This is a genomic window from Paenibacillus sp. TAB_01, assembly GCF_043945595.1.
In the GTDB taxonomy this organism is placed as follows: domain Bacteria; phylum Bacillota; class Bacilli; order Paenibacillales; family NBRC-103111; genus Paenibacillus_S.
Map to the genome: position 1 here is coordinate 20047 of NZ_JBIFNP010000001.1, position 13017 is coordinate 33063.

The window sequence follows — 13017 nt, forward strand, 5'->3', positions numbered from 1 at the left end:
AATGGTCAGTATCCTGAGCAATTGTATTCATTCGTAAAGGATATTAAATTTATGGAACAACTAAAGGAGCAGGGATTTACAAAAACATTTTCCGTAGCTCTGGTAAGGGATCGTCCATTTTACGAAGGTAAGGACAATTCGGGCATATATGATTACTTTAGAGGAAGCAAGGTAGTTCAGGGAAGGATTTATAAGCCGACAGGACAACTAAAGAATAGCGATTTTATTGATGTTGCTGGGGTGCATCAAATTAATTGGAGGTTATTGGATGATAGGAGATACTTCATTGTAGAAATATAAGTACTGTCCTAAAATGCTAGGACAGTATAGTGTAGGTATCGTATATGATTACGACGAGAGGACCAACTTAGAAGGGCTTCAAAAATTTTATGTATAACTGATGAGAAGTAAAACCTGGATGAAGTTAATGCGTTTTCCGTACTTACTTTGGAGAACGCATTAACTTCAGTGTATCCTTTGTCTGTTTTCAGCACAGTAACCCTATATTTTCAATAAAGTCATCCCATACTCATTCGTAACAAAGTTCATGTCTGAATCGCGAGAAACCAGCATCAAATTAGCTGTTAAGGCAGTTGCAATAATGAGCGCATCAGGAGTTTTTATTTTCCGTCCCTTGCTTCTCTGCTCGCTTTGCATGGAAGCTGCTTTTCTTGAGACATTGGAATCGACATGTATCATATGCCGAGGTGAGAATAACCTTTCTGCGATTAAGAACTGATTGTGCCTGACACCGCTCAGTACTTCACATTCGGTAATCGTCGAAAAGAATATTCGCCGTTTTTCTTCTTGGGCCTGTCGTACTAAGTTAACAGCCGAATGATCGTTGTCTAGAATGGCGATGACGATGTTCGAATCGAATAAATATCCGGAGTGGTTATGGGTCACTTTCCCCAATCCTCCCGTGACTCCTGAATGTGATCTAATAATTGTTGCGCTTCGCCGGGCTTCAGGATTCCAGCCACACTTAAAATGTCATCGACGGAGTAATCATCATAGTCCTCGATGGTTTCTGCTTCAAGGTCTATGACAAGCTTTTTGGTGGAAATATTGTTTTCAGATAAAAACTCCCGTAAGTCTTTTGCTATATGAGGATGGAGTTTGCGTACCATTGACATGGAGAACCACTCCTTTATCAAAATATGTTGCTAAATCGGTTCGCTTCTGCGATCTTTACTTATAAACAATTATACCCGATAATGGAATGAATGGATACGGCCGCGGCGCACAGAACGAGCGATTATCGTGTGCCTTTCATGTACGATTGGGATTAATGTTAGTGCCCACCACTTGCCCACGAATCCTACGCATGCATCATATTCACACGGAGTTATCGAACCAAACTTTTAAGAAAACCGGACAAATAGTCCACCAAAATACTCAATAAACCCATGAAAAAGCTTTTGTCTCATGGGCGGCATGATGTAAGGCTCCCCAGCCTAACCGGTTTTTATAAGGAAGAAGCCTCTCGGGCAAGTTCTTGATGAACTTGTTCGAGAGGCTTCTTTGTCTGTCTATCATTTTCAGAGTAGCCTCATATGCTATAATGAAAATATGACTATTTTTCATGGAGGCATTACATGATCAGCCTGACGTATCAAGGACTTATCCAGCAATTACGCCCCTATTTTACGCAACCGGTTCTCAAGAGAGGCTGGCTATATTATAAAGATGACACGATTGAGCAATTTCAGGCTATCAATGAAACGACAGTGAAAGCCATCGTTCATGGCTCGGTGCCTTATTTTGTGCAGCTCGATTTAAAACAATTCCGCAACAGCCGGTGCAACTGTCCGGTGGATGGCTATTGCAAGCATATGGCAGCCTTGCTGTACGAGACGGCCTATAGGGCGGGGCTTCAGGCGAAGCAGCTGTTATCTCCAACGTTGAAGCTGCTGTCGGAGCCAGTGTCCTCAGGGGCATTGAAGGAAGAGAAGGTGCCGGATTTTAACGGAGTACAACTGAATCTAGACTTGGATATTGAAGAGAGCCCCATCCTGACAGGGGGTTCTTCAGGGCAAGGCAGGAGAAACAGCACGGAGATTGCCGGCAGGGGGAAATCCTTGCTTGCTTTTCCCAAGAAATCGATCAGCCCGGCTGTTCCCAAGGAGAACGGAACCGCTGCGGATTGGCATCGATATTTTGAAAAACAGTATGAACGATTCTCCATCTATGAGAACGGGCGGGAGATGGAGGAGCTGTTTCATCAGGCGATGGAGCGGTTTCTTCCTTTTGCCTCCGGGTGGGGGAATGCCGTGCGGCTTATTTATGGCATCCATATTATTTTGTTTCTGATGAAGCGGACGGATGAGCTTAAAGCGGAAATGATGAAGCAGCATTACTATCGGTTGTTCGCCTATACCCAGACCTTCACGGATATAGCCGAGCAATGTTATGTGGTGATGGCCGATATGGTCGGCAGAGTAGATCCTCTCGAAGCTCGCGGGCAGCATCCGAGGCTTGTGCAGGAAACGGCAGATTATTTGAGCGCGCATGCTTTTCCGGAGCAGCGCTCTTCTATGCCATGGGACGACGTATTCACTCTGCTGTGGCGGACGCTGTTGTTTGAGCCTGCCCTGTTGGAGCGGGAACGACGCCGGCTGGATGAGAATTTGGCCAACCAGCGGTTGTTCCCTTCGCAAAGAGATGCATTGGTTATTAGCAGGGCGTTCTTCGATATTATGGAAAGAAATGACCGGCAGGCCCGAGCATGGCTTGTGCAGGAGCTGAGTTCCAGAGGTACGGGATTGATATTCTCGCTTCTGGAAGGCTTTGCTGTCGAACGGGATTGGGACCGTCTGGTGGAATGGCTGCAGTGGCTCGTCCCGGCCGTTAAAAATGGCGGCTCCGCCTTGATGGAGACCTATTTTCAGTATTGGCAGGAAGCAGCCAAATACCTCGATCTGGAAGACGAATGGAGACATGTCATTTGTTCGATGCTGCCGGACAGCTATCTTTTTTATTCGAGGATGTTATTTCAGCAGCAGCAGTACCGGGAATGGGTCGACTTGAACGTTCTCTTCATGCGTTCTCCGACGCATTTCAGCGCAGCGGAGCTTAAGCAAGTGGAGGCGGAAGATGGAAGATTGTTGCTGCCCTTGTATCATTTGGCGGTGGAGCGCTACGTAATGGAGAAAAACCGCGCTTCCTACAAGTCGGCAGTGCGCTTGCTAAAGAAGCTGGGGGCGCTGTACAAGCGGTTGAAGGAAACCGAGCAGTGGGAGCGGTACGTGGAACAGATCAGCAAGCAGTATTCCCGGTACCGTGCTTTTCAGGAAGAGCTGCGGAAAGGAAAGCTGTTATGATCGATATATTGCAAACGTTATTCGTACATGTAGAACGGAAAGAAGACGGAGTCTTTTGGGTGAGGGGGCATGGTGAAGAACAGAGCGAGGTCCACTCGCACCTTTTAAAAATACGCCTGTTCACTTGGCATGCGCCGTCTCATTATGGCACAACCTTGGTGGAGCAGGAGGATGGGTGGCTGCTGTCGCCTTATATGGCGCTGCATTATTTAGGTTCTGACTCGCCGGCCATTCACGGCACGATTGTGTGGAGTCCGGAAGCCGCGCTGCTTCGCAGGCTTGCTGCGCTATTTAAGCAGGCGATGGAGCGCGGCTGGTATATGCCCTCCTACGAAGCGTGGAGGCAAGGAGCCTGGGGCTGGAAGCTGCTGCTGCCAGCGGAGGAAAGACAGGTATATATGCATCTGTGTCAAGAGGCTTCAGAGCTTGGACTCGACTATGCGGAAACCTGGTTCCAGCAGGCCATGCAGGAATTATTGGGGCGGGGCGGAGAGCCGGAACAAGCGTGGGAACAGTTACGCAAGGAATACGGGATTTTACGGCTCACGCTTACGAAACAGGAGCAGCCGCCTTCCAACCGGGAAGCGGCAATCGACAGCAGTGAGAATGCGGACCTGGAATGGATGAGTGAAGAGGACTGGCTGCTGGCGATAGGGTGGAAGCAGGATAGCAGCCCGTTCCGGCTTTGTCTTCAGCTGGTGGAGCCGATGGCGGGTCAAGATCCCGACTTGGACCTGGAGGATGAAGATAATTGGCGTCTCAAAGTGATCGCGCAGGACAAACAAGACCCTGGCCTGCTGCGCGAGCTTGGGCCGCGGCTTAAGCCATCCATGCTTCCAGCCCACTGGCTGGATCATTTGGCGGGTAAGCTGGAGAAGGATATGGAAGCCTGGCTGCGTATTGTCCCTATGCTGCGGGATGAGCGGAGGCCGGACCGGCTGCTAACCGAGCTGACGGACGATCAGGCGTGGCAGTTTATGGAGGAAAGCAGCCTCAAGCTGCTGCAGGCGGGATTTTCCATTTGGCTCCCATCCTGGTGGGAAGAGCTGAGCCGATCCAAGCCTAAGCTGAAGGCGCAGGTAAAATCCGGTCCGACAGGCGGCGGCTCTGGTGAGAATTCTTTGGTTGGGCTTGGACAGCTGATCGATTTCGACTGGAAGGTAGCGGTTGGCGGCATCGATTTGACCGAGGCGGAATTTATGCAAATGGCCGCTGAGAAAAAACGGCTCATGTTTATCCGCGGCAGATGGGTTCAGTTGGATCCTGCCTTTCTGGAGCAGGTCCGGCTGACGATGAAGCAGGTGGAGAAGCGGCGGGGTTTATCCTTCCGCGATGTGCTGGAGCTGCATCTGCTGGGTCCGGATGACGGAAACGGAGCGAATACATCCGGTGAGGAGGGCGAGCGGGAAGCGGAGCGGCTGCAGATCCACATCGAGCTGAACCGCCATTTACAAAAGCTGATGCTCCAGCTTCAGCAGATGCAGCGCATCCCTATCGTAAAGCCATCCTCGGCTTTGCAAGCTGAGCTTAGGAGCTACCAGCAGGACGGCTTCTCGTGGCTGCTGTTTATGCGTTCGCTTGGACTTGGCTGCTGCCTGGCAGACGATATGGGTCTGGGGAAGACAGTGCAGTTTATCAGCTACCTGCTGCATACGAGAGAGGCATTGCAACGTAAGAACAAGGGGGCCCGTAAAGTGAAGGAAGAAGCGGAGGATGCGTCGTCCCACAGCGCTGTAACAAGTGCAAGGGATTCAGAGGCTGCCCCTGCACTGCTCATTTGTCCAACTTCGGTGCTGGGGAACTGGCAGAAGGAGTTGGCCCGTTTTGCGCCTTCCTTGAACGTCTACCTCCACTATGGTCCGCAGCGGGCCAAACAGGAAGCTTTCAAGACACAAGTGGCGTCGGCCGATCTCGTGCTCACTTCCTATCCTCTCGCTCAGATGGACGAGGAGGAGCTGTCCGGCATCCAATGGGATGTGATCGGCATCGATGAAGCGCAAAATATTAAAAATGCTTATACCAAGCAGTCCACTGCTGTGCGGCGGCTGCAGGGAAATCACTGTATCGCTTTGACCGGCACGCCGATTGAGAATCGTCTGAACGAGCTGTGGTCGATCTTTGATTTCATCAATCCAGGCTATTTGGGCACGCAGCGGCAGTTTAATTACCAGTATGTCAATCCGGTTGAGAAGACCCGCGATGAAGATAAGATTCTACAGCTGCAAAAGCTGGTTCGGCCCTTTTTACTGCGCAGAGAAAAGAAGGATCCCGCCATTCAGCTGGACCTTCCGGAGAAGAACGAGATGAAAGCCTATGTGGCTTTAACTCCGGAGCAGGGAGCTTTGTACGAGAATGTAGTACAGAGCTTGATGGAGAAAGTCGATAATCTGACCGGCATGGAGAAAAAGGGATTGATCCTCTCCACCTTGACGAAGCTGAAGCAAATTTGCAACCACCCTGCACTGCTGTTGAAGGAACAAGCTATCGACGGAGGCACTAAGGAGCGCTCACTCAAAATGCTCAGGCTGCTGGAAATGATCGATGAGCTGAGGACGGAAGGCGACAATTGTCTGATCTTCACCCAATTTGTTGAAATGGGACATATGCTTCAGCGGATTCTTGAACAGGAGCGCGGAGAACGCGTACAGTTTTTGCATGGAGGCATACCTAAGGTGAAGCGGGATGAAATGGTTGCTCGCTTCCAAGATGCGACCTTGTCAGCAGAGGGGCGGTGCGGCATATTTATTTTGTCTTTGAAGGCGGGGGGCACCGGCTTGAATCTGGTTGCGGCCAACCACGTGTTTCATTTCGATCGCTGGTGGAACCCGGCCGTAGAAAACCAGGCGACCGACCGGGCGTTCCGCATCGGGCAGACGAAGGATGTGCAGGTGCATAAATTTGTGGCTCTGGGTACGCTGGAGGAGCGAATCGATGAAATGATCGAGCGCAAGCAGGGGCTCAGCGACCAAATTGTTGGGGCAGGCGAGAACTGGGTGACGGAAATGTCCACGAGCGAGCTGAAGGACCTATTTGCCTTGAGAAAAGAATGGATGGGAAAGTGAGGCGAGGATTCTAGTGAAGCAGCGTTTAGATAAAGAAGAAGAAGCGTTGGCAGACGACGGGCCACGAGCTTCGGACGAGCAAAAGAGTGAGGAAGCTCCTGACGGAGCAGACAAGCCTGTAAGGAAGCCAAAAGCACGCACAGCGCGGAAGTCTAAAGCCGCCGAACCGGAGCTTGTAGTGCCCGCTGAGCTGGAACAAAATCCTGAGCTTCAAGGTGCGTCGAGGCCATGGTTGAAGCTTTACTCGGCTATTCATAAGGAAGCAGGACGATGATGTAAGTAAAAAAAGCCCTGTACCTTTTCACTCGTGATGAGTTAAAAAAGTACAGGGCTTTTTAGCCGTTCAGTTATTTCTGAATTTGGCTAAGGATATCAAAAACACGTTTCAAGACAACGGCAGCTTGCGCTCTCGTTGCTTGAGCTTCAGGAGCCAGTGTATCTTCTGTCATACCGGAAATCAACCCAGTGTTGATTGCTGCAGCCAGTTCTTTTTGTGCCCAGATGATTTGATCAGCATCCGTATAATTTTTCAACGCTTCTTCCGGATCGGAAACATTCGTAGCAATATCCGAGTGGTCCAAAGCACGGATAACGATAGCTGCGAGTTCCTCACGGGTAATTTTAGCATCCGGACGGAAAGTCTCATCGTCGTAGCCATTGATAATGCCTGCATTAGAAGCAGCAGCTACAGTGCTTGCATACCACGCGTCAGAAGGAACGTCTGTGAAAGTACTTGCTGGAGCTTCAGCATTGGTTAAACCAAGTGCACGCACCACCAGAGCGGCAAATTCCGCACGAGTAATGTCACGCTCAGGAGCGAAGGACGTTTCGCTAACTCCGTTAATAATGTTTTTGCTAACCAGGTACTCTACATCGGATTTTGCCCAGTGATCGGACAAATCTTCAAAAGAATATACGTTTGAATATACGCTGTCTGTTGTTGTAGTGTCCACGTCTGTGTAAACACTATCCGTAGTTGTAGCAGCTGTGGTTTCCGCATCGGTGGAAGCTGTGTCTGCAAATGCAAGAACAGGTACCAATGCAGTAACTAGCATCATCGTTACAACCAGTTGAGCCGTTTTTTTGAAAAAAGATGACTTCACTGCGAGTTTCACTCCTTAAATAATTATAAAATCAAATAAATTACGCATATAAATGTACCATCTTTTTTCTATTTAGGATAGCTATTCTATGAAAAAAAGGAGTGGCAAATAGTAGTATCCATAAGATAGGCTCCCTGAAAAGAAAAAGGGACCCGATACTTTAAGTATCGGATCCTTTAAGAGCAGTAACTAGTTAATGAAACGTGCTGTGCTCAACAGACGTTTCAGAATCGTTGCGGATTGTGCACGGGTTGCTTGACCGGCAGAACCGATGGTGTCATCCGTCATCCCGTTAATCAAACCAGCGTTAATCGCAGCAGCGATTTCCTTTTGAGCCCAAACGATGTCTTTGGAGTCTTTGAACTTGCTCAGAACGCTGTCTGGATTCGAAACATTGGTAGCTACATTTGCATAGTTCAATGCACGAATCGTCATGGCAGCCAATTCTTCACGAGTAATTTGGTTGTCCGGACGGAAGGTGTTATCTTCGTAACCGTCAATGATTCCAGCCTTTACAGCGGTAGCCACGACATTGGCATACCAAGCGCTGGAGCTTACATCTTTAAAGTTGTTAGTGCCCGATACGGAAGACAATCCAAGAGCGCGAACAACCAAAGCTGCGAATTCAGCACGGGTAATATTGCGATCCGGCTGGAAAGTCGTATCCGTAACGCCGTCTACAACCAGTTTGTTAGCCAACAGCTCAACATCGGCTTTAGACCAATGGGAAGCTACGTCGGCAAAGCTTTTACTGGAAGTAACAACGGTATAGATGCTGCTGCCGTTACGCTTCAAAGTCGCTACTGTTTCGCCGTCCACAGTGGAGAAAGTGGATGGTACGAAGCTGAGCTGCTTCGTTGCAGGATTGTACAGTACGCCGGTTGTCTTGCTTGTATCGACGGAACCGGTCACTTTCAATGTGCGAGCAACATAGGTGGAGCCAAAGCTGCTCGCTGTCGATTGATTGTCTTTTCCTACTGCTTCTACGTTAAAGTCTACGGAGCTTGCTGCTTGAGCTGCGCCTAGAGCTTCAACGGCTGTTTTAATTGCATTTGCTGTATCGTCAGATACTTTGGCAATGGATACTTTGATTTTGAGGTCTTGAACGCTTACATCGAGTGCTTTAGCCAAAGCTTCCAGATCCAGTAAGGACAATGGAAGAGTCAGGGAACCATTATCGTTTACAATGATAATCGTTTTACCTGCATCCACAGCATCTTCCAGTGCGGAAGCAGGGATCAAGGCGAAATCACCGGATAGTTTCAAGGTTACGGTATCGTTGTTAGCCAAAGCATTCGAGAGCCCATAGGCGTCGACAGTACCGTCACTATTCACGGAAACCGTTCCGTCAGTGGAAATAAATCCGCCACCAGGGCCGCTACCGCTACTGCTGTGGTGATTATCTCTGGAAGATGTATTGTATACGACTTGGTATACAGAACTTTCTACCACTGATTTACCATCAAGGTACACATTTCCACTCACATTAAGATAGTTATAAGCATTAGACACATCTTTCGTGAAATTGTAGTAATAAAACTCACCGTTGAAAGACGAATAAGTCGCTTTAACTGTTGTAAGCGGGTTTTTATTCGTATCGTATACATTTACATATACAGCATCGCTAACAGCATCCTCGGCGTACACATTAGAGTATACGACTCCAGAGACAGTTCCACTTTTGTATGTAAGACTTGAGAATCCGATGTTAGCCTCTCTATTAGCAAATGCCAATACAGGAACCATAACAGCAATAATAAGCATTAATGACAGCATTGCAGATACTTTTTTTAACAAAGCATGTTTTTGCACCAGTGTTGCCCTCCTAGTTCTTCTATCTCTATTATTTGGGGATTGCAAAGTCGCCATTTCTCCTCTCACCTCCTTCTAATGGCTTGAATTGAAAAACACAACCCAAAGCCAAACCATTACAGTAATGGTAGGCTTTGGGTATGATGTTTTCCATATATTAAACGCAGCTGGGATTAAAAAGTTGCACTAACTAATTTATTTATTTCATCCCTTTCATTGGGTTCCTTGGAAATTAGTTTGTCGTAAAGCACTTGATCGTTTTTATTTTGCTTTTGAAGCGCGGCGAGGTACCAACGGGCTATTTCTTGATTGGTCTCATCGTCGAATTGGTCAGAAATAAATGGCTTTAAGTAATTTTCCGTTGAAGCATATTTTCCGCTGATGAATTCCATTTTGCTCAAATCCAGTGCCATAGTATTAGTCACATTAAAAGGTTTAACGATAACCAGCTCTTTTGGTAACTTACCAAGCTCCTCTACTTTGCTAAGAACCATATTGTGTACAGCGTAAGCATCATCCCAATATTGCTTCATGAGAGATTGATCTTTATTAATCCTGGCCTGCTCAGCTAAAGCAAAATCAAAATTAATGCGCTTTTCATACATATCAATATCCCAAGGATAATTGTCGATCTGTGTCTTAACCACATTCAAAGCCTGAGAAAGCTGGTTCTTTAATAAATAAGCTTGTATTTCTTGATCTACTAAGTAGCGGTTATGCGGCTCATCTGCTTTTGACTGATTAATTTGATTCATCAGTTGAGTAAAAAATTGTTCATTTTTTGTTTGCTGGTATCCTTGTAGTAAAATACTATTTTCAAAGGCGAGATAATCTGGATGATTTTCTTTAATACTTAAGGCTTTATTTAAAGGAGTGAAGATTTCGTTTACCGATTTTTGTCCAGACGCTGCAGCACGGGCTGATTGAAATAAGCTGTTTGCATTCAAGCTCTGAGCCGACAGGAAGAACATAATAACTGAGAGCAGCAACAAAGCAGCGGGATAAGATTTGTTAATATAAGGTAGAGAACCTTCTTTGATAAACTTGGGTCCGCTCAGACTAATATTGGATACCATGGCGCCCAAACATAAGAATACCAATATCCCTAAAAAGACAAAACTCAAGTCAAAGTCAATCGTACTGTGAATTAACAAAGATAGCGCAATAACAAAGAAAACATGTCGATCAAGTTCTTTTTCCGAATTTTTAATGCAGTTACGGATATAAAGAATAAAGTTATAGAGAAGGAATCCAATCAAAACAACAATACCGACAATGCCTGTCTCAACTAGATACTGCATAAAGAAATTATGTGCCTGACGACTTGTATATGAGTAGCTTTGATATTTCTCGTATAACGCAGCCCATGCTCCGCCGCCAGCCCCGAGAAGAGGATAATCTTCAAACAGCTTAACAGCGTCCTTATAAAATAATCCCCGCTCGATAACACTATGTGTATTAAAGTTGATACTTTCAATACGCTGTTTGATGTAGTCCGGCAATAAGTTTGTAACTCCTATGTTACCAAATAACAGTAGAACTCCCAATCCGCCAACTACCAAGGCAACGGCGGGCAATAAAATATTCGCATATTTTATTCGTATTTTTGATTCAACAATTCGTTCGACTGTAGGATATACGAACTTCTGAAACAGCCAAAGCAAGAGTGCACAGCCTAGGGACGCCCCCAAAAGAATCCAAATACCTGTAGATGCTTGAGCTAAGCTTTGATGCAAATAAAACTGCTCTCCGATTGCAGTAATCTTACTAAGAATTAAAACGGAAATTACAGAAGCAATAACCAGATATAACAGCATAAATATTTGTTTTGTAAGCTTCATAAAAGGCAAAATTAGCAGCAGTACTACCGGCAATAATACGATGGCGCCGCGGGAAAGCGTGAGGAAAAATGAAACGATAATTGGCACCAGCATAAAGCCATTTACAGCGATAGCAGCAGCTTTACGGCTATTGACAAGCAAGTAAGCTGCTCCAAATAAAAGAGCAATCAGCAAAGCAGCGTAGGAATTGGCATATTGGAAAGTAGCGGTAAGACGCAGTTCGTTACTCGCTGACATGACGGCATCTCGATAGCCTGATGGATCGCCTAAATCAACAAACCATTTCACCAAGTTTCCTGCAAATTGTTTGTAGCCTACCCAGTTTATCAGTCCAAACCATACCACGACATAGCCGGAAGCCATGATGCTATATGTAAGGATACGGTTTCCGATAGCGCTTTTGCATAAATAAATACCCAAAATAAAGAAAATTGCATAGAGCATTTGAATATAAACCATGTTGGTTGCATAATATCGGGATGCTTCATTGAGCTTAGATAATAAGTAAGTCAGGGGCAGAAGCCAAACAACAATGCTCAATATATCTCTATGATCTTTCAATTTCCAGTTGTAGAAGAAGTAAATAGAAGCTGCTATAAGAGCAATAAACCCCCACAAGGTTGCGCTGTAAATCGGACGTTCAAAATCGGCGGTAAACCCGTTAAAAAGTCCTTTTTGAAAGGGAGCCCAAAACAAGAATAAGACTACAAAACAGGTAAGCAGCCAATAAAGCAGGGATGTTTTTTCTTCTTTGACAAGATTCTTTTTATACATGACCAAACTCCTTTTGTTTAATTGCACTTTGAACGAAATCAAGTATTTCTTCCTTAAACCGAATCTCATCAAAGCTTTTTGCATGTTCACGAATTCTAACAGGATCGAATGAAAGGGAATCAAATTGTTGAACAGCCTGAAGTAAGCTTTCTACAGTGGACTCATTAAAGAACACACCTGTCTCTTTGTGAATGACAGTTTCCAAGGCGCCGCCTTTGCCATAAGCAATCACCGGCCGTCCGCTTGCTTGTGCTTCCAATGGAGTGATACCAAAATCCTCTTCGCCAGCAAGAATGAATCCTTTACACCTGGAATAATAGTCCACAATAACATCATCGGGTTGTCTTCCCAAAAAGGTTATAGTTGGCCCAGCCAAAGATTGCAGCCGGTTTCTATCATAACCATCACCTATAATAACTAAGGGTTTCTTTAAATGATTAAATGCTTCGATAGCCAGATCGATTCGCTTGTATGGAATCATTCTCGAAACAATGAGAAAAAAGTCTTCAATGCGTTCTGATTGTTTAAATTTATCAAAGCTAACCGGTGGATAAATGACCTGCGAATCTCTTCCATAATATTTGCTAATCCGTTTAGAAATACTTTTGGAGTCTGCTATAAAATGGTCGACCCGCTGAGCCGTAAGCTGATCCCATGAGCGTATCTTGTGAAGAACAAACGGAAGCGCCATACGAAAGAGCGGATTCGTGACATCCTCTTTAATATACTGGTGGTACAGGTCCCACACATATCGCATAGGAGTATAACAATAGCAGATGTGCAGTTGGTTAGGGTTTGTAATAACTCCCTTGGCAAACGCACTTGAACTGCTTAGAATGACGTCGAATTCACGCAGATCGAATTGCTCTACAGCAATAGGAAATAAGGACAACATTTTTTTATAATGCTTTTTAGCAAAGGGCAGATTATGAATGAATGAATTTCGAATATCAGCTTGCTCAAAACGTTTCGGCATCTTGGATAAGTCGGTCAGCATGGTGAATACAGGGGCTTCCGGGAATAGATCCATGAAGCATTCGAGAACCCGTTCAGCCCCGCCGTACTGATTCAAGTAGTCATGTATAATAGCGATTCTCATAAA

The 13017-nt window shown here is 46.0% G+C and carries 10 protein-coding genes; 4 read left to right on the plus strand and 6 right to left on the minus strand.

What is annotated here, in order from left to right; all coding sequences use genetic code 11:
- Positions 1 to 51 precede the first annotated feature (51 nt).
- On the plus strand, positions 52 to 300 hold the full coding sequence (locus ACHHV8_RS00180; protein WP_395155688.1) for a hypothetical protein: 249 nt from the start codon (positions 52 to 54) through the stop codon (positions 298 to 300).
- A gap of 201 nt (positions 301 to 501) precedes the next feature.
- Here the strand turns inward: ACHHV8_RS00180 and ACHHV8_RS00185 are convergent, their stop codons facing one another.
- Together ACHHV8_RS00185 and ACHHV8_RS00190 are read right to left on the minus strand one after the other, a co-directional pair.
- On the minus strand, positions 502 to 906 hold the full coding sequence (locus ACHHV8_RS00185) for a type II toxin-antitoxin system VapC family toxin (RefSeq protein ID WP_395163384.1): 405 nt from the start codon (positions 904 to 906) through the stop codon (positions 502 to 504).
- Positions 903 to 1136: a hypothetical protein gene (locus ACHHV8_RS00190; protein ID WP_395155690.1), complete on the minus strand. Its 234-nt coding sequence runs from the start codon at positions 1134 to 1136 to the stop codon at positions 903 to 905. Before ACHHV8_RS00190 ends, ACHHV8_RS00185 begins: the two co-directional genes overlap by 4 nt.
- Positions 1137 to 1598: 462 nt before the next feature.
- Here ACHHV8_RS00190 and ACHHV8_RS00195 point away from each other — a divergent pair, with 462 nt between their 5' ends.
- Genes ACHHV8_RS00195 through ACHHV8_RS00205 form a run of 3 tightly spaced genes read left to right on the plus strand, consistent with a single transcriptional unit; the run spans position 1599 to position 6659 of the window.
- The gene (locus tag ACHHV8_RS00195) at positions 1599 to 3323 is read left to right on the plus strand and encodes an SWIM zinc finger family protein (protein ID WP_395155692.1); all 1725 of its coding nucleotides are present in this window, start codon (positions 1599 to 1601) and stop codon (positions 3321 to 3323) included.
- On the plus strand, positions 3320 to 6385 hold the full coding sequence (locus ACHHV8_RS00200; RefSeq protein ID WP_395155694.1) for a DEAD/DEAH box helicase: 3066 nt from the start codon (positions 3320 to 3322) through the stop codon (positions 6383 to 6385). Before ACHHV8_RS00195 ends, ACHHV8_RS00200 begins: the two co-directional genes overlap by 4 nt.
- Positions 6386 to 6398: 13 nt before the next feature.
- Positions 6399 to 6659 (plus strand): hypothetical protein, encoded by a 261-nt coding sequence (locus ACHHV8_RS00205; RefSeq protein ID WP_395155696.1) that lies wholly within the window; start codon positions 6399 to 6401, stop codon positions 6657 to 6659.
- A 73-nt stretch (positions 6660 to 6732) separates the two neighbouring features.
- On the opposite strand, the gene ACHHV8_RS00210 is transcribed toward ACHHV8_RS00205, so the two are convergent.
- The 4 genes from ACHHV8_RS00210 to ACHHV8_RS00225 all read right to left on the minus strand — a co-directional run bounded on the left by ACHHV8_RS00210 (position 6733) and on the right by ACHHV8_RS00225 (position 13014).
- Positions 6733 to 7488, minus strand: coding sequence for an S-layer homology domain-containing protein (locus ACHHV8_RS00210; protein WP_395155698.1), 756 nt, complete (start codon positions 7486 to 7488; stop codon positions 6733 to 6735).
- Positions 7489 to 7677: 189 nt separating this feature from the next.
- Positions 7678 to 9300 carry an S-layer homology domain-containing protein gene (locus ACHHV8_RS00215; RefSeq protein WP_395155700.1) on the minus strand — a complete coding sequence of 541 codons (1623 nt, stop codon included), beginning with the start codon at positions 9298 to 9300 and terminating at the stop codon, positions 7678 to 7680.
- Between the two features lie 173 nt (positions 9301 to 9473).
- Complete coding sequence (locus tag ACHHV8_RS00220) at positions 9474 to 11915, minus strand: O-antigen ligase family protein (protein ID WP_395155702.1); 2442 nt, start codon at positions 11913 to 11915, stop codon at positions 9474 to 9476.
- Positions 11908 to 13014: a glycosyltransferase gene (locus ACHHV8_RS00225; protein WP_395155704.1), complete on the minus strand. Its 1107-nt coding sequence runs from the start codon at positions 13012 to 13014 to the stop codon at positions 11908 to 11910. The genes ACHHV8_RS00220 and ACHHV8_RS00225 overlap by 8 nt, the downstream gene beginning before the upstream one ends.
- Positions 13015 to 13017 lie beyond the last annotated feature (3 nt).